Below are 17954 nucleotides of genomic sequence, written 5' to 3'. Positions count from 1 at the left end.
TATCTGGTGCAATTTGACTTTAAGTTGTGTTTTCTTAGACTTTCAGGAATTTGCGTACGCTCATGACACTTCCCCAAATCCCGATGAATGTTCCAATCAGCAAAATAATGAGCGATAACTGCCAGGCAAATGGGTTAAATGGCAATAATTCCACGAACGAATAGGTAATCTGATCGCCAAGATTGTTGTACAGGTAATAGTACCCTGTCAAGACAACCGTAATTGGAATAATGGCACCTAACACCCCGTGCAGCATGCCCTCAATGAAAAATGGCCAGCGAATGAAGGCGTTCGTTGCTCCAACGAGCTTCATAATACCGATTTCTCTGCTGCGTGCCATAATCGTGAGTTTAATGGTGTTGGAAATCAGGAATATAGCAGTAAAGACTAGCCCGGCAATCAGAACCAATCCAATAGTTCGTGCATACTCGTTAAATTGGAATAACCGGTGAATCACATCCTGACCGTAGTTTACTTCCTGAATATTATCCAGGTCATTAATCTGACTGGCCAGGGCTTCTGTATCGGTTGGGTCCGTTGCCTTGACGATATACGCATGGCGTAATGGATTATCCTGTTCAAACATCTGCCAGGTATTGCCTTCTTCCCCCATGCCTTCAATTAACTGGTTAAGCTCTTCATCACTGGAGGAAAATGCGACACTTTCTGTTCCTTCAATTTGTTCAATGGTTGTTCCAAGTTCCTGTATTTGTTCTTCATTTGCAGTGCGATCAATTAATGCTTTAATCTGTACATCTTCCTCAAGGCCGCCAGCCATATGATTCAGATTCAGCATTAACGCGAGAAAAGCCGCCACCAGCAGTAATGTCGTTGTGACGGCTCCAACCGCCGCTACAGTCATCCAGCCATTCCGGAAAATATTTTTCAACCCTTCCCTTAAATGGCGCTTGGTTGTTCTAAGCTTCATAGCCGTATTCACCTCGATGTTCGTCACGCGCGATTAATCCGTCTTCAATTGCAACAACACGTTTTTTAACCGTGTTGACAATTTCTTTGCTGTGGGTGGCCATAATGATCGTCGTACCACGAGTATTAATCTCTTCAAAAACTCGCATGATCCCCCAGGATGTTTCGGGATCCAAGTTTCCGGTAGGCTCGTCCGCAATGACAATTTTAGGCTGGTTAACAATCGCACGTGCAATCGATACACGCTGCTGTTCACCTCCTGATAATTCATCCGGAATGAACCGTGCCTTATTCTTTAAGCCAACAAGCTCAAGTACATCCATGACACGTTTGCGGATATTGCGGGGGGATTCTTCAATGACTTCAAGGGCAAATGCGATATTTTCGTAGACTGATAGTTTGGGCAGCAGTTTGAAATCCTGAAAAATAACGCCAACATCCCGTCGTAAAAATGGTACTTTTTTTTCTTTCAAGGTGCTCAAGTCCGTATCATTAATGATGATTGTGCCATTTGTCGGCTTTACTTCACGGTAGATAAGTCTGATAAATGTTGACTTTCCCGCACCGCTTGGTCCGACAACATACACAAATTCACCCTGTTCAATATTTATATCAATCCCATTCAGGGCCGTAACGCCATTAGCATAGGTCTTATAAACATCCGTCATATTTATCATGTATCTATCACCTTTAATCCATAATGTGGTCTATCATGTTGTTGGTTCTTTGTGTAAACTGTATCAAACAAAAAGAGGAAAAGGGTGACTCTTCCTTCAAGGATTCGGAAGTCAGTTCGGGTGGAACGAGGAATTTCGGTAATTAAACGTCTAAACCCCGAATAATCGATTTCAATCTTTCAAAAAAGACTTTGCTCTTTCTTTCAAGCGAGCTAGTTTATGTAATTTTTATCTATTATAACATTTTTCATCATAAATTTTAGGCTTATTATATTACATTTTCATTTCATTTTAAGTTTCCGGGTTCTTTTTTTGTAACATTTTATAAGATTGCCTCAGATTATGGAGAATTGGAGAGGGTGTTTTTATCTCTGTTGACTCTAATGGCGTGTCGTCAGAAGCTCAAAGAACACAAAAAAGTTTGGCCTATAAACATCCAACAGACCAAACTTTTATGAGGAAAAATGCGTATTATTTTTTATCGGCTAACCAGGAAGCGAGTGTTTGAGCATCTTCATCTGAAACCTGCTTCTGCGGTGGCATGTCGCCTTTACCATTGTGTATAATATCCACAATTTCATCGGCGGAATGATCTGCACCTACTGATGTCAGATCAGGACCCATTCCACCTGAAAGATCCTGCCCATGACATTGTGCACAGTTGTTTTGGAAAATTTCTTCGCCAGCTGCTGCGGTTTCGCCGCCATTATCGTCGGCGGATTCTTCAGTACCCGTGTCACCATTATCACCAGTGTCACCGTTTCCGCCTTCATCACCTCCGCCGCAAGCGCCAAGCACAAGCGCAGTACCGAACAGGATGGTCAATAACCACTTTTTCATGTTAAATCCCCCTAACATAATTTAGTAAAAAACTTATCATCATTATTATAACCCAATACTAAAAAAATAAAACGACCAAACCACGTTTCTGAACACCGACGGGCTTGTATAATCAGGCAGGTCAGGGGTTTAACAATATATGTCAAATTCATGAACTTTTTTAATTGATCAAAGAACGCAAGTAGGCGTCAATAAATGGGTCCAAATCTCCGTCAATGACACCTTGCGCATTGCCTGCTTCCACATTTGTGCGGTGGTCTTTTACCATCGTATAGGGCTGGAAAACATACGAACGAATTTGACTGCCCCAGCCGATCTCCCGCTGTTCTCCACGTATTTCAGCAAGTTCCTGCTGCTGACGTTCCAGTTCCTGCTGGTACAATTTTGACCGGAGCATTTTCATCGCACGTTCACGATTCTGAATTTGTGAACGTTCTGACTGACACGTTACAATCGTGTTGGTCGGCAAGTGTGTCATCCGGACAGCCGAATCGGTCGTGTTGACATGCTGACCGCCCGCACCACTTGCCCGATACGTATCAATCTTTACATCTTCATTTCTTATTTCGATGTCCACGTCATCGTCCATCTCAGGCGTGACATCACATGATACAAATGATGTATGCCGCCTGCCGGATGAATCAAATGGTGAAATTCTTACGAGCCGGTGGACGCCTTTCTCCGCTTTCAAGTAGCCGTATGCATTGTGGCCTTTAATCCATAATGTCACACTTTTGACCCCGGCTTCATCCCCAGGTAGATAATCCAATGTTTCAACCGCGAAATTCTTTTTGTCTGCCCAGCGCTGATACATCCGCAAAAGCATACTTGCCCAATCCTGTGATTCCGTGCCACCAGCGCCTGGGTGCAATTCCAGGATAGCATTGTTCTGATCGTACGGCTCGCTCAGCAACATCAGCAATTCAAAATCGTTCATCTCTTTTCGCAAACCTGCTAACTCTTCTTCAAGGTTATCGAATAATTCCTGATCATTTTCTTCTTTCACCAGTTCATAGGATACTTCAAGATTTTCGAGGTTTTTTTCCAAAGAGTCGAACCCTTGTACATAGTTTTTAAGGCTGTTGATCTCATCAATCGATGTTTGTGCTTTCTCCTGATCATCCCAGAATGCAGGATCCGCCATTTCCATTTCCAGTTCTTTGATGCGCTCTCTTTTGACGTCTAAGTCAAAGAGACCCCCTGAAGTCAGTCATCCGTTTCGCCATGTGTTCAAGTTCATTTCCAATTTCAACAAGTTCCATATGTCTCACCTCAAAAGTTTAATGATTACATCAGTGAGAACACTCCCACCGTGCCGGGAGTGTTCTATCGTAAAGGTACGATTACGCACCATGACAATGTTTGTATTTTTTGCCGCTGCCACATGGACACGGATCATTCCGGCGGGTGGTTTCAGTTTTCACATACGGTTTCCGGCTCTTTTTCTTTTCTTCCTGATCCTGCCCGCCGGATACCGCTTGTGTGTTTTTCACAACTTCCTGCCGTTGCAGATTGTCACGTATTTCGGCTTTCATGATATATTTGGCAACTTCCTCTTCAATCTCAACAACCATTTCCTCAAACATCTGGAATCCTTCTGCCTGGTATTCCTGTAATGGGTCATTTTGGCCGTATGCACGCAGGTGAATACCTTGACGCAATTGTTCCATTTGGTCGATATGGTCCATCCATTTCGTATCAACCGTACGCAACACAATCACTTTTTCAAATTCACGCATTTGTTCAGATGTTAATTCCTGCTCTTTCTCATCATAACGAGCTTTGACTTTTTCCAGAATGGCGTCAATGATTTCGTCCGGTTCCTTCCCTTTTATATCATTCACGGACATATCATCGGGACGAAGCAAGTTTCCATGCACATATTCGATGATCGAGTCAAGCTCCCAATTTTCATCAATTTCATCCTGTGTATTCGCTCCGACAACACGTTCCACTGTGGACTTGATCATCCCTTCGACAATTTCACGTAAGTCTTCGGTCTCTTCAATCACGTCAAAACGCTGTTTGTAAATGATCTCGCGTTGCTGGCGCAATACATCATCATACGATAGAACTGTCTTCCGGGCGTCAAAGTTATTCCCTTCCACGCGTTTCTGTGCGGATTCGACAGCACGTGATACCATTTTACTCTCGATCGGCTGGGAATCATCCATACCCATACGTTCCATCATCGAGCGCATATTGTCGGAACCGAAACGCCGCATCAGCTCATCTTCCATGGATAAATAAAATTGGGACATGCCAGGGTCTCCCTGACGTCCTGAACGCCCACGCAACTGGTTATCGATTCGGCGTGACTCATGACGTTCGGTACCGATGACAGCAAGACCGCCAGATTCCACAACGCCTTCACCAAGTTTGATGTCAGTTCCACGTCCGGCCATGTTCGTGGCAATCGTTACCGCACCTTTTTGACCGGCATTTTCAATGATTTCCGCTTCCCTGTAGTGGTTTTTGGCATTCAGCACGTTATGTGGAACACCGGCTTTTTTCAACATTTTGGAAATGAGCTCGGATGTCTCAACGGCAACAGTTCCGACCAGCACAGGCTGTCCAGCCTTATGGCGCTCTTTAATATCTTCCGCAACGGCCCGGAATTTGCCCTCGACAGACTTATAAATCATATCCGCCTTGTCATCACGAACAATTGGCTCGTTTGTCGGAATGGCAATAACGTCCATATTATAAATATTACGGAATTCTTCTTCTTCCGTTTTTGCCGTACCTGTCATGCCGGAAAGTTTCTCATACATGCGGAAAAAGTTCTGGAACGTAATGGAAGCAAGCGTCATGCTTTCATTTTGAATCTGCAGCCCTTCTTTAGCTTCAATCGCTTGATGGAGACCATCACTGTAGCGGCGTCCTTTCATCAGACGACCGGTAAACTGGTCGACAATGATAACCTCGCCTTCCTGGATCACATAGTCGGTGTCACGATGCATTGATACGTGTGCTTTCAACGCCTGATTAACATGGTGTGTTAAGGACACATGATTTAAGTCAAATAAGTTTTCAATATTGAAATACCGTTCGGCTTTATTAATGCCTTCCTCCGTCAATTGAACACCTTTTGTTTTCTCATCATACGTATAATCCGTTTCCCCGCTCAGTGTACGCACAAAGCCATTCGCCTGCTGATACATGGAGGCTGATTTTTGCGCAGATCCGGAAATAATCAAGGGCGTCCGCGCCTCATCAATCAGAATCGAGTCAACCTCATCAATGATGGCAAAATGAAGCGGACGCTGGACCATCTGCTCTTTGTATAACACCATGTTGTCACGCAAATAATCAAAGCCAAATTCATTATTGGTACCATACGTAATGTCGCTATTGTACGCTTCCCGTTTTTCTTCTTTGCTCATGCCATTGCCGTTTAATCCTACCGTCAGGCCAAGAAAATTGTACAGTTCTCCCATATCCTTGGCGTCACGGCCGGCCAAATAATCATTAACAGTAATGATGTGAACGCCTTTTCCGGTTAAAGCATTCAAATACGCAGGCATCGTGGACGCAAGTGTTTTACCTTCCCCTGTTTTCATTTCAGCAATATTGCCTTCGTGAAGTGCTATCGCGCCCGACAGCTGAACAGGGAACGGACGCATGCCCAATACACGTTTGGAACCCTCACGGACGACAGCAAATGCTTCCGTAAGCATATCATCCAATGACTCACCATTTGCGTAGCGTTCTTTAAATTCCTCGGCTTTCCTGCTGAGATCGTCATCGGACAACCGTTCCATTTCAGGTTCCAATGCTTCAATCTGATCGACTCTATGCTGAATTTTATTTAGCTGTTTCTTATTACCATCACCAAAGATCTTTGTCAATAATCCTGCCATATAAAACGCTCCTCATATTTTTTAGAAAAACTCGGCATTCGCCTCGTCTTATAGCGAGTGCCGAAGTTTTTCTTATAAGGTCAACCATAATCTACACTTTCTGACGTTGTAAGAAAACTGAACTTTGCCCTCATTCATAGTGGCAAAGCATAAGAATATTCATTAAGGAATTAATTGTAGTTGCTTATTCGAGTCCACTACTTATGATAACGCATCTCAAGTTGTATGACAACTGATAGAAGCAGGTGGCCATCCCTCCATCGACGCCTGTACAAGTTATTCGCTGCAGCCGTTTTTATTTGGTCAAAATTGGCACAAAATAAAAGAACAGTCCGAGGATGAACTGTTCCTTTCATGAGGAAAAAAGAGGTAACGCGAGGATGCTGAAAATAGGAAGGCCTATGTCAATGAATAAGTATGTCTTCTTTTAGCTTCCCATCCAATTCTGAAAGACGACGATTTGTAACTGCTATGATTTCCACCAGTTGTGAAATCGTTTCTTCATGTTGTCGGACTTTCCTGACTAACTCCTCATACTTGATGTCACTCACATAAGCACTTCCCTTCACCTTGTATGATTCTGTTATAGCATGAAGCCCTCTTAAAAAGCGAATAGCCATTTTGGAAATTTAGCTTTTAATTCGACATGAACATGCTTTTAAAATACAATTTTCGACAGGATTTCATCAAAAACAGTGAAATACACCCACTATTAAATACACAAAACTAAATTTCGGCGTTTCGTTCGACAAAATCTGACACATGGATAGTGAACCTTGTCATGCTGGCCTTTTTAATGGGTATACACGACTTATTTTCTCTCTTGACGTTATAAAAAATACGCAAAAAATTTATGACAACTTATTTCTCAAAGGACATTTTGCTGCAGATACCAAGCCTTATTTGATTCTTCATGCTCTTCGCATTTCCTGATAAACATAGAAAATAGCAGGAAAATTTATGGATAAATTTTCCTGCTATTTATTTCGATGCTGATGCTAAACTGTCATTATTGGAGCACTTCAAAAGAAACCCGTTAAACTTCGGGATAATTTATTTAACTGTTCGGCTCGATCAACCCATATTTTCCATCTTTTCGGCGGTAAACAACGTTGGTCGTGCCGGATATAGCATTAGTAAACACGTAAAATGCGTGTCCCAGCATATCCATTTGCAATACTGCCTCTTCAGAATCCATTGGTTTTAAATCAAACTGCTTCTTGCGGACAATCTCCACTTCATCCGATTCTTCTTTTTCATCTTCTAATGCAGCTTCTTTCTCAAGCTCGGCAAATATGTGTTTCGGAGAACCTTCTTGTCTAAATTTACGATTCACTTTTGTTTTGTACTTGCGGATTTGACGTTCCAATTTATCGACTGCCAGATCAATAGCTGCATATAAGTCAAGATGTTGCACTTCAGCCCTGAGTAGCAGGTTTGGCATTGGAATCGTAACCTCAATTTTCTGTTCATCGTTATAGACACTCAAGTTTACATTCACATCCGAAGATGGCGGTGTATCAAAGTATCTTGCCAATTTGCCGATTTTCTTTTCGACGTAGTCCCGAATTGCTCCGGTCACCTCAATATTTTCACCACGAATGTTGTACTTCATAAAAAAGTGTCCTCCTTTCATCCTTATGTATTTATTATACTACATTACCACCTTTTTTTCCTGCTTAAACAAGCAATAATATCATAAAACGTGAAATGGTGCCGCTCTACTTATCCGATAGAAAGGTACCGGAAGCTGGATGAGAGGCAGATAGGGAGTCTATCTTGGTATAATAAAAGAGGCTGGAACAAAAATATTAAAGGCAAAGAAAAATCCGAACAACTAGAGTAAATAGTCAGTGCAGATAAACCGTTCCGGAAATACACTTCGCTTTTCGCTGGCGGGTCGGGCCTGCGTATTTTTCTTCCGCCAAACTCATTCCTGTTCGTCTTTGAAATAATCATTTACGTTATGCCCCAGCCTCTTACCGTTAATTTTTGCTGTCCATGAAAACGCCATCTGCTGTTTTCACGTTTTCATATGGATTGATATATGAACGATTGGATTTTTTCTGCTTTTTCATTTGTTTCATTTCCAGCTTTAAATCGTTAAACAATTGATTCAATTTATCCTGAATCTGCTCGTTTAGAACGACCAGGCTTTCGCCAAGTTTCCGTTCTTCTTCCGTAAACGGCGGATCGATTGCGTTAAGGTGCTTTCCTCTAGTTTCAATCAAATGATTGACCTGTTCAATGATGGCATCGCGATTTTTGGCATGAACAGCTTCATCGAGCAGGTTATCCAGCTGCTTGGTGACGTCCAACAGTGTCCGCAAGTCGTTCATTATACCCGTGCACCCTGGGCATATTGGGATTGACGTGTCTGTTTGATAACCTGCTTCCACGTATCACGGAATTCGGTAACGTACTGTAAAGCTTCTTCCAGAAAAGCGGCGTCATTCTTGATGTTGCCTTCCTTCAGCTGATACTGAATATAGTCATACAGCGGCATGATCTGCTGAGAGATTTCCATTTTCGGATCCAGCGTCACCATTAACTCCTGGATAATGTTCTGTGCTTTTTGGACATTTGTATTTTTGGCTTCAAATTTTTCCTCTTCCATATCCCTGATTGCCTGTTTAATGAATTTGATGCAGCCATTATATAATTTGAGCGTCAGTTCCCCGCTTGATGCCGTGTTAACCGAATTGTTCTGATAAGTTTGGAATGGTTTATTGGCTGACATATATGAACAACCCCTTCTAAATCTTTTCATCTGCCATAATACCCTTAAACTCCGCCATTGCTGCATATATATCAAGCATTTTTTCGGCGGTACTTCTCTAATGACCTCATGACGAGCTGCCATTGGCCTGTTGTCAAGTCATTTTGCAAAAGGAGGAAATGGTTGTTCGTGCACTCCCAATCTTCAGTGCCCATGCAACTCCTCTGTTTGTATGGTTTTGTTTATATCGGCAGCAAAGACAGATTGTTTAAGAGTCACGGCTCTTTTGATTCGTTTTTCAGTAAATCAAGGACATCCACGGAGAGATTCGCTGCTTCGTTATTCCGGTGCTGAATATCCAAATAAACTTCTGTGCGGTGAATATCGACTGACTTTGGTGCATTGATCCCAAGTTTTACTTGATCCCCTTCAATGCCCAGCACTTTTATGTCAATATCATCACCGATCCGAATTGATTCGTTTTGCTTCCTTGTCAGTACAAGCATCGCTCTACTCTCCCTTCACCAGTGAAGAATCTTGTGGAGTAATAGCAGCTTTCGACGGATAAGCGTCGGAATTTAGTATGTATTGCTTGCCCCGGTTGGTCTGTGAATTAATGATAACAGGTGCCTTCAGGTTCATCGTACTCGTATCAAACGGATCTTTTACCGTTACAATACTCAACACAGCTACATCCTGATCATCTTTGATTTGCAGACTGTCCATTAGATGGTCATCCAAATCAATCACATAATCCTGGTAAAAAACGTACGGGTTAACAACGATAAAAGCAACACCTTTATTTCGCGTTGATTGCAGTATCTGGTAAACGGATGTTTCCGACAAGTTGAACAACACAAACTCATTTTCGTCCACAAAACCTGGCAGTCCTGATGGAAATTGAATGGTTTTGGTAGTGTCAACGGACATTTCACCAAAGTATTTCGTCTGTATATGCATTCCAGCCACCCTTTCTTAGACGGATTCCGAAAATAGGTTAACAAAATCGATCTGTACGTCCGGATATTGCCTTATACTGATGGATACATCGCCAGGGATGTATGTGTGTACCGGCTTTTGCGGCTGTACATCGATGATCGGTTCATTCACCGTGGCATCAACCTGGACATCTGCTGGCTCATAATTTGTTTTGACAGAAAAATGTGATGGGATAAATGTGATACCGATGCGTTTCATCTGATCAAAGGCGTTTATATGAGCCTGCTCCGCAATTGGATTACCGCCGTTTTCAATTTCCATCAGTTGAGAACCTTGCTGCGCGCGGCGGGAGATGCCTTCCATGGCACCTTGGCGTCCTTCATCAGCAAATGTTTCAATCCGTTTGGAAATGTGCATCAGGTTCATGTCCTCCCAGGCCTGTGTCTGGTCAATTGTTAATTGTGAGGGGATCGTTTTGATGGAAAGTTCAGCTTTAGGCTGCTGAATTGACATTTCTGCTTTAGGCTGCCGAATTCTCTGCTGAGCTGAGGTCTTTTGTATTTGTATCCTGGCCGCTTGTGAGGTCAGCCTGATTTGCGGTAATTTCATATCCATCAATCCCTGTCATGTTAATCATGTCCGTTCCAATGATGCCCCCCGTGGGTAACAGGCTAACGCAGAAAATCAATCAGTGTTGGCTGGATCATCTTTGAGCCCGTTGACAGGGCCGCACGATGAACACTTTCCTGGGTAATCAATTCCGTAATCACCTTTTCGTAGTCAATATCCTCATTTTCCGACATCGTTTTCTTAGCCGTTATTTCCTGTTCACCCAGCCGGTTTTCCACTAATTCAAGACGGTTCATGCGCGCACCAAGATCTGCACGGGCATTGATGACATTGTCGATATTCCCCTCAATGGTTTCGATGCTTTTCTCAATACCTTCCTGTTCATTGTCCTCCAGTGCGGTCACGAATGTTTCAATGTCATTGAACACGTTCTCACCAAAAAGCTCTGTCGCATCAACATTGGCCTTAAGTTTTGTTCCTTTCGCTACTTCGATCATGACCGGTGACCCGCCGTCAGGGAGACTGGTTATGTCGCCGGCATTATCGGTCGTTACAGGCTCTGTGTCTGTTTTAGTTCCGTTAAAAATATAGCTGCCATTGACATTTGTATTCACGATATCAATTAAATGCTCTCTCAGCTGCCCGACTTCCTCTTGAATCGATTGGCGTTCTCCAGCGTCATATGTATCACTGCTTGCCTGAACAGCTAATTCCCGCATTTTTTGAAGTGCCTTGGTGGCTTTATCCAATGCGGCATCGGAATTATCCATCCAATTGTGTACTTCGTTCGTATTGCGTTTAAATTGTTCCACTTCCGTAACCTGCGTGCGATAGCCCATTCCCTTCATAGCGATAACCGGATCATCAGAGGGACGATTAATTTTTTTACCTGAAGATAGCTGTTCCATATAGGAATTGAGTTTCGTGTAACTACCGGACAAATTACGGAGCATATTATTTGAAAGCATGCTTTGCGTAATGCGCATGTTTTTCACCTACCTTCCCACTAACCCCATATTGTTAATGACCCTGTCAATCATCTCGTCAACCGCTGTCATACTTCTGGCGGCAGCGCTATAGGCATGCTGGAATTTAATCATGTTCGACATTTCTTCATCAAGCGATACTGAGCTGACAGACATTCGCTGTTCTTCCACCTGCGATCGGAGAATCCCCGAATTTTCGGCCATCGTATTGACTTTTTCTGTATTGACGGCCATATCACCAATCATCGATTCATAGAAGCTTCTGACCGATGTATTTTCACCTAAGCCAACTTCAGTATCATCAAATACATCAGCTAAAGCAGAGGCATTACTACCGTCACCAGGACCTTCGTCTTTATCTGCAGCAGCAATCAGGTCCGGATTATTTAAAATGTCCTGATTAACAGTGATAGCGGCGGCTGTATTATAAGATGATTCCCCCCGTGCAGAGATATTGTTAAAAAAGCTTGGAATATCTTGACCCTGGTCACCTTCCAAATTTTCACCGTCATTGTGAACATCATTAAACGTGTTGGCAAATTTTTGCGCCATTTCGTCCAGGTGGTTTAGCATATCGGTATATGTACCATTCACAGCTGCTACGTTCTCAGCTTCATTCACATCACTGACGTTATCCACATCCGTATAGCCATATGATTCGACGAGCCCCTGCAAAGAACCATTTGAGGCAAACGATGTTGGTTTATAATGTTGGCCGTTAACACTGATCTCATCGACAGCATCATAGATTCCGCCTGAATAGGAAACACGCAATTCATTATAACCCATCTTGCCACCATCCGTTATATCACCATTCACCAATACAGCTCCATCAATCGCACTGCCATTTTCATCCGCCAGTTTAATCGTTGCCAGTCCGTCCGCATTATCTGGTGCGCCGTCACTGCTTTTTGTATAGCTGACTTCGACATTGACAATCTCTGACAACTCATCAATTAGCCGGTCACGTTCATCATATAAATCATTGGCCAACATCCCATTTGTTTCAATGTCTTTCACCTGTTCATTGATGTTATTTATTTTATCCAAAGTCGCATTGGTATCCTTGACGGTAACATCAATCTGATTCCGCAGATCCGTCCGCATTGAGCTTAGCGAATCCGATAAATAATGGAACGTTTCAGCCACAGCCTGGCCTCTTTGGCCAACGACAGACCGTGCTCCGGCGTTATCCGGGCTAACGGCTAAATCCTGAAGCGACTGCCAAAACTGATCCATCGTTTGATTCAACCCATTTTCAGAGGGCTCATTCATTAAACTTTCCATTCGGCTGAATGCATCTGCCTTTGTACTCCAGTAGCCGGACGAACTGTTTTCTGCCCTGAATTGGTGGTCGAGAAATTGATGGCGGACCCGCTGTATAGTTCCGGCTTCCACACCTGTTCCCATTTGACCGGGCATCTCCGGACGGTTCCGTGACGCTGCCGGATAAGGGGATGCAGTTTCAAAATTCACTCGTTGGCGTGTATATCCTTTTGTATTGGCGTTGGCTATATTATGCCCGGTCGTAGATAATGCTGACTGCTGGGCAAACAGGGATTGTTTAGCCATTTCCAGTCCATGAAAAGTGCTCATCGGCCTGCTCCTTTCCCTTGCTTCCTATGCTTTCGAATCAAAAACAGATCGTTCTGGTGAACCGGCTGATTTTTTTCCACCGTAATTCATATGTTTGAGTGATGGTGTCATCATGTTGAGCGATAAGTCAACAAATTGCATGGATTGCTTAATTAAACCCTGGTTAAGCTGTTCCTGCTGTTTCAATTGTGTCATCAGATGGGTCAGGTTGATTGCTGTGCGTTCAAGCTTTTCCTTTACTTTTTCATCTGATAATGTTCCCAAAATGCCTGTAATGGTTGCATTGTTGAAATCAAGCCCCCGGCTGGCTGCCCATTCCCTAACATTTTTTTGACGATCGGCTTCGGCCTGTTCCACTGCTTGTACATATTTTCGTTCATTCACAAGCAGTGATTGCAATTTATCGACAGAACCGTCTTTCACAATGCCGGTCTTCTGCTTCGACAGATCAAACAGCCCCTTGTGCAGGCTGATTAACTTCTCAAGCGATTGTATAATTGGTTGAACGGACAAATTGACGTCCTCCTTTAAGAGCGCTTCGACCAGAAATCAATCATCCGTTGTGCCGTCTTTTCATGATTAATCTGATAGTCACCTTTATCGACGGCGTCTTTGATTTGCTGGACATAGGCTGCCCGTTTTGCATCAGGTTTCACACGCTCCTGCAGTTGCTTCGCCTGATTGGAAATTTCCAGCTGATCCTTCTTATTGGCATCTTTCGGATAGTCCATTTGCTTTTGCATCTGGTTTTTATATGGGTTGAAGTTTGGTTGGTTAACTCCATTTATTTTCATACAAAATCACCCCGATTTCATGACGAACTGATAACCTTTCTACTTATATCGGCTGAATGTTACTTTTTTTAAAGCATCTATTATTATTTCTTATCCCTGTTAAATGTATAGTAAATGGTTTCCGGGGCCTGTTGTTCCGCTTCGCTGTTTTTTCTGTCTTCGTGCCGTTCAAGATCTCTTTTCAGTTCATCCGTACAATTTGCACAAAATCTTCCCCTGACGATATCCACACCACAGCGCTCGCATGGGTAGGCTAGCTTCGGGAATTCCGAGGGTCGCAACCGTTTATCCTTCATAAACCGAATAATCATAGCTTCCTCGACTCCGGTTGCTTTTACCGTTTCCTTTATCGTTGATTCTCGATTCTCACGCTTGGTTAAAAAACGATAAACAATCTGGTATGCTTCCTCCTCTTTCTGATAACATGACTGACAAACATTCCGAATCGTTTTAACGAAAATAGCATCACAGCGCGTACAATTAGCTAATTCAGCCATTGTCCTCCCCCTTTTTGTTCCAGTTTACCATATTTATGGTGGGCGGTGCGTGTTCGAGAAGAAGAATAAAGTTAGCCCCGAATCAGTGTCAGAGCGTACACAGCCGGACAGCCATGCTCTTTTAACACAAATGCGGCATGTCTAAGCGTTGATCCGGTGGTATAGATATCATCGGCAAGAATTACCGGATGCTTAACCGTTCTTGTCAGCTGAAATGGATTCGCAGCTGTGACGCGCTGCCGTCGGGTTTTTTTGGACTGTTTCTCACTGTGGTTACGTGTCAGAATATCCCAGGTTTTCAGCGGTAAAAAATCGGCAAGCATTTTAGCCTGGTTAAACCCGCGCTCATGCATACGTTCGTCACTTAACGGAATGGGGACGGCCACTGCTTCTCTTGAAAGAAATGAAAATGCCTGTTTAAAAGCTGTTTGGTAAGCACCTTCAAAAACTTTTCCAAGACAGTAGTCCCCACGATATTTCCACTTTGCGATCATTTCTTTCATAGCGTCATTATAGGAAAAAACGGCGTAATTCCGAACCAGTGGATCGTCCCACGCTGCATCTGCCGCCCACCACCTGCAGTCCGGGCATACTTCCTCGTCACTTTCCCGGCTGCATTTGCCGCAACGTTTTCCCTTTAGAATGGTCAATTGCTCCGCACAGGGCGGACAAAGATAGGTCGGTCTGGATAACCAAAAAATCGTTTTCCAGCTAAGTTCCGGAATCATATCAGCATCACACCATAAACAATGCATGTTAATGGAAACCTCCCCGTTTGTTCATCCTGGTAATCGATCTGACGGCCTCTCTCATGGCTTCTGTTTTACCATCATGAAAAAACACCACTTCCCCTGTCGGATCACTCGGACTCCTGCCCGCTCTTCCGGCAATTTGTACCAGCGCAGCTTCATCGAAAACAGTATGCCCTGCATCCAGAATCGCCACATCCACAGACGGAAAGGTGACGCCGCGCTCCAAAATCGTTGTGGTGACCAGAATTTGAAACCGTTTCTCCCGGAATTGCTGAACTTTCTCTTCGCGATCATGATCAGATGCATGGACAGCCATCGTCGTAGAGTTAGACAGAATGGCCGCTAGCTTTTGTGTCAAATTTCCGGCAAGGTTGATCGTCGGTACAAAAATCAGAAGTTGCCGGCCAGGCGTTTTCCGATGATGAAACCACTTGAAAAATGCTTTCGGTGGCTGAGATTTTTGCAAGTCTTTTTTTAATGAATAACACATGTGAAAGACTGGTACCGGCATCGGATGCCCGTGGAATCGTCTGGGGATGAATACATGCGGGAGTTTCTTGCGGGCCATTCGCATCTGCTGTTCCTGTCTTGGAGTGGCAGTTAAATAAATTGTTGTGCTCGTTTCCTTTTTGGCACGAGCTGCAGCAAATGGCAGTGACGTATCGTGTGTATACGGAAATGCGTCGACCTCATCAATAATCATAACATCAAAAGCTTGTTTGAACCGGAGTAATTGGTGTGTTGTTGCGATCATCAACTGGGCCGTCCCATCCTTTTCCAGACTGCCGCCATACAAACCCTGGATGTAAACCCCTGAAAAAGCTTCACGCAGCCGCGGGAGCAATTCTCGTACGACATCCGCTCTGGGTGTGGCGATGCAGACACGCATACCCAATTTCAAGGCCTCAGATATGCCAGGATAAAGTATTTCTGTTTTACCGGCACCACAAACCGCCCAAGTCAGGATTTCCTTTTCACGGCCCTGAATTTTCCTGACAATAAGGTCGGACGCTTTTTGCTGTGCAGTAGTTAATTCACCTTCCCATGTACAGGCATTTGGATGGCTTGGCCACGGCTGGTCAGGGCTGGTCCATTCGTATAACAGTGAACAGGCCATCACCCGCCCCATTTCAATGCATTTCCGGCAGTAAACATGCGTTTCGCCACAATGATGACAAGGGATTTGCCCAAACAAGGATGGTTTTTGATTCCCACAGCGCCGGCATTCATGATGCGACCATTTCGTTTGGATAGCTGTTTCGGAAGTGAAATAATGGGCATTCAGAAGATGTTCGAATCGAGGCTCATCAATGAGGATCTCATGTCTTAACAGAAGTTTTCCGGCATAACGCCGGCTTAATTCATAATCGTCCATGGCTTCACGCTCCTAATTGATTTAAAAAGGGAGATAAGGGATCAGCCACACGGCCGATTCCCGGTTTACTGATGGTTGTGTTATTTCGCATACCAGACTGCGCCGACAGCACCTTCCCCAAGATGTGTCCCAATGACAGGTCCGAAATAACTGATCATGGTATCCATATTCGGATAATCTGCATCGAATTGGTCTTTTAGCTCGATGGCAGCCAATTCATTGTTGGCATGGATGAACGCAACTTTAAGCGCTTTTCCCTGATTCGCATCCGCTTCAAGCATACCCATAATTCGGTTTAAGGCTTTTTTGCGCGTGCGGATTTTTTCAAATGGAACAATTTGTTTATCAACAAAATGAAGGACTGGCTTAACCTGCAGCAGACTCCCGACAATAGCCTGGGCACCATTCAGCCGGCCGCCGCGTTGCAGATGGTTCAAATCGTCGGCCATAAAATAAGCCCGCATGCTCTGCTTGATCCTATCGAGCCGTTCAATAATTGACTCTGGGGATTTTCCTGTTTGTGACAGCTCTGCCGCTTCAAGTACGTAAAAACCCTGGCCCATACAGCTTAATTCCGAATCATATGGATACACCTCAATGCCATCCACCATTTCCCCTGCACTGGCGACGGCTTGGCAAGTCCCGCTTATGCCGCTCGATAAATGAATCGAGATGACGGCATCATAATCCTCCGCCAGTTCTGTCAGTTTTTCAGTTATCATACCGATTGACGGCTGGGATGTTTTCGGCAGTTCCTTCGCTTCTTTTACTTTTTGATAAAATTCGTCGGTAGTGATGTCCATTCCTTCACGATAGGATTCATCTCCAAACACGACACTCAGCGGGACAATGTGAATCTGATAGTGTTCGATCAATTTTTCAGGAATATAGGATGTGCTATCAGTCATTACAGCAATTTTCATCGCTAACTTCTCCTCATACTTGTACTATTATCTATCATTTTACAACAGCTGCGACAAAAATGCATCAGGAAAATAACTCCCATTCACTTCTTCTTTTGTAGTATTTTATTAAGTCATTCATAACGGGGGCTGTGCTCCACCAAGACCTTTGCGAAAGCTTAGCGTTGGCACTGAGGGTGGCTCATAAGGCTGCCACCAATCATTCACAACCGTTCCAAACTATCATTTTATGGACAATTAAGAAAAGCGCGGGGCGCCTTGTTCACCCCCGAAAAGCCTGAGCAAGCATTTGTAGTGGCGGGTTTTGCCACGTAAAATAATTGCTTAAGACCTCGAGGGGGGGTAGGCGCTAGAGCTGGACTTGACTAACTAGGAGCCTTGGACAGAAGTATTTCAAAAAATCCCGCTTCATTTCACTACAACCTATTTTTATGTAAAAAAATGGAAATGATTTAAAAAAGGGTATGCCAAATAAGCTTCACGTTTATGTCATTTT

At 43.8% G+C, this 17954-nt stretch carries 20 protein-coding genes; all 20 read right to left on the bottom strand.

The window, feature by feature from the left end; translation table 11 throughout:
- Window positions 1-34 precede the first annotated feature (34 nt).
- The 20 genes from ftsX to E4U82_RS07355 all read right to left on the bottom strand — a co-directional run bounded on the left by ftsX (window position 35) and on the right by E4U82_RS07355 (window position 17458).
- Entirely contained in the window at window positions 35-928 is an 894-nt protein-coding gene (gene ftsX, locus E4U82_RS07450) for a permease-like cell division protein FtsX (RefSeq protein ID WP_135109578.1), read from the bottom strand.
- Window positions 918-1604: a cell division ATP-binding protein FtsE gene (gene ftsE / locus E4U82_RS07445; RefSeq protein ID WP_135109577.1), complete on the bottom strand. Its 687-nt coding sequence runs from the start codon at window positions 1602-1604 to the stop codon at window positions 918-920. Before ftsE ends, ftsX begins: the two co-directional genes overlap by 11 nt.
- A gap of 471 nt (window positions 1605-2075) precedes the next feature.
- Complete coding sequence (cccB, locus tag E4U82_RS07440) at window positions 2076-2444, bottom strand: cytochrome c551 (RefSeq protein WP_135109576.1); 369 nt, start codon at window positions 2442-2444, stop codon at window positions 2076-2078.
- 160 nt (window positions 2445-2604) lie between these two features.
- Window positions 2605-3706, bottom strand: a protein-coding gene (prfB, locus tag E4U82_RS07435) for a peptide chain release factor 2 (protein ID WP_135109575.1) whose coding sequence is annotated in 2 segments (ribosomal slippage) — window positions 2605-3633 and window positions 3635-3706 — 1101 coding nt in all. Because the reading frame shifts where the segments join, the coding sequence is not laid out codon by codon here.
- 81 nt (window positions 3707-3787) lie between these two features.
- Complete coding sequence (gene secA, locus E4U82_RS07430) at window positions 3788-6307, bottom strand: preprotein translocase subunit SecA (protein ID WP_135109574.1); 2520 nt, start codon at window positions 6305-6307, stop codon at window positions 3788-3790.
- 404 nt (window positions 6308-6711) lie between these two features.
- The gene (locus E4U82_RS19835) at window positions 6712-6858 is read right to left on the bottom strand and encodes a hypothetical protein (RefSeq protein ID WP_167751355.1); all 147 of its coding nucleotides are present in this window, start codon (window positions 6856-6858) and stop codon (window positions 6712-6714) included.
- A 506-nt stretch (window positions 6859-7364) separates the two neighbouring features.
- Window positions 7365-7922 carry a ribosome hibernation-promoting factor, HPF/YfiA family gene (gene hpf / locus E4U82_RS07425; protein ID WP_135109573.1) on the bottom strand — a complete coding sequence of 186 codons (558 nt, stop codon included), beginning with the start codon at window positions 7920-7922 and terminating at the stop codon, window positions 7365-7367.
- 370 nt (window positions 7923-8292) lie between these two features.
- On the bottom strand, window positions 8293-8646 hold the full coding sequence (gene fliT, locus E4U82_RS07420; RefSeq protein ID WP_135109572.1) for a flagellar protein FliT: 354 nt from the start codon (window positions 8644-8646) through the stop codon (window positions 8293-8295).
- The gene (gene fliS / locus E4U82_RS07415) at window positions 8646-9047 is read right to left on the bottom strand and encodes a flagellar export chaperone FliS (protein ID WP_135109571.1); all 402 of its coding nucleotides are present in this window, start codon (window positions 9045-9047) and stop codon (window positions 8646-8648) included. The genes fliT and fliS overlap by 1 nt, the downstream gene beginning before the upstream one ends.
- Window positions 9048-9301: 254 nt before the next feature.
- A complete protein-coding gene (gene csrA / locus E4U82_RS07405) occupies window positions 9302-9532 on the bottom strand; it encodes a carbon storage regulator CsrA (RefSeq protein ID WP_135109570.1) in 231 nt (76 codons plus the stop codon).
- A 4-nt stretch (window positions 9533-9536) separates the two neighbouring features.
- Entirely contained in the window at window positions 9537-9986 is a 450-nt protein-coding gene (fliW, locus tag E4U82_RS07400; RefSeq protein ID WP_135109569.1) for a flagellar assembly protein FliW, read from the bottom strand.
- Window positions 9987-10001: 15 nt separating this feature from the next.
- Entirely contained in the window at window positions 10002-10574 is a 573-nt protein-coding gene (locus tag E4U82_RS07395; protein WP_135109568.1) for a DUF6470 family protein, read from the bottom strand.
- 62 nt (window positions 10575-10636) lie between these two features.
- Window positions 10637-11521, bottom strand: a complete 885-nt coding sequence (flgL, locus tag E4U82_RS07390; RefSeq protein ID WP_135109567.1) for a flagellar hook-associated protein FlgL — start codon at window positions 11519-11521, stop codon at window positions 10637-10639.
- A 9-nt stretch (window positions 11522-11530) separates the two neighbouring features.
- Complete coding sequence (gene flgK, locus E4U82_RS07385) at window positions 11531-13117, bottom strand: flagellar hook-associated protein FlgK (RefSeq protein WP_135109566.1); 1587 nt, start codon at window positions 13115-13117, stop codon at window positions 11531-11533.
- A gap of 24 nt (window positions 13118-13141) precedes the next feature.
- Window positions 13142-13630, bottom strand: coding sequence for a flagellar protein FlgN (locus E4U82_RS07380; protein WP_135109565.1), 489 nt, complete (start codon window positions 13628-13630; stop codon window positions 13142-13144).
- A 14-nt stretch (window positions 13631-13644) separates the two neighbouring features.
- Entirely contained in the window at window positions 13645-13911 is a 267-nt protein-coding gene (gene flgM, locus E4U82_RS07375; protein WP_135109564.1) for a flagellar biosynthesis anti-sigma factor FlgM, read from the bottom strand.
- A gap of 83 nt (window positions 13912-13994) precedes the next feature.
- Window positions 13995-14408 (bottom strand): TIGR03826 family flagellar region protein, encoded by a 414-nt coding sequence (locus E4U82_RS07370; protein WP_135109563.1) that lies wholly within the window; start codon window positions 14406-14408, stop codon window positions 13995-13997.
- 71 nt (window positions 14409-14479) lie between these two features.
- The gene (locus tag E4U82_RS07365) at window positions 14480-15163 is read right to left on the bottom strand and encodes a ComFC family protein (protein WP_135109562.1); all 684 of its coding nucleotides are present in this window, start codon (window positions 15161-15163) and stop codon (window positions 14480-14482) included.
- Between the two features lies 1 nt (window position 15164).
- A complete protein-coding gene (locus E4U82_RS07360) occupies window positions 15165-16535 on the bottom strand; it encodes an ATP-dependent helicase ComFA (protein WP_135109561.1) in 1371 nt (456 codons plus the stop codon).
- Between the two features lie 80 nt (window positions 16536-16615).
- On the bottom strand, window positions 16616-17458 hold the full coding sequence (locus E4U82_RS07355) for a DegV family protein (protein WP_135109560.1): 843 nt from the start codon (window positions 17456-17458) through the stop codon (window positions 16616-16618).
- Window positions 17459-17954 lie beyond the last annotated feature (496 nt).

Origin of the sequence: Lentibacillus salicampi, from assembly GCF_004565465.1 — a bacterium.
Taxonomy (GTDB): domain Bacteria; phylum Bacillota; class Bacilli; order Bacillales; family Amphibacillaceae; genus Lentibacillus; species Lentibacillus salicampi.
The sequence above is the reverse complement of the archived record's forward strand: the minus strand, read 5'-3'. Positions and strand labels throughout refer to the sequence as shown.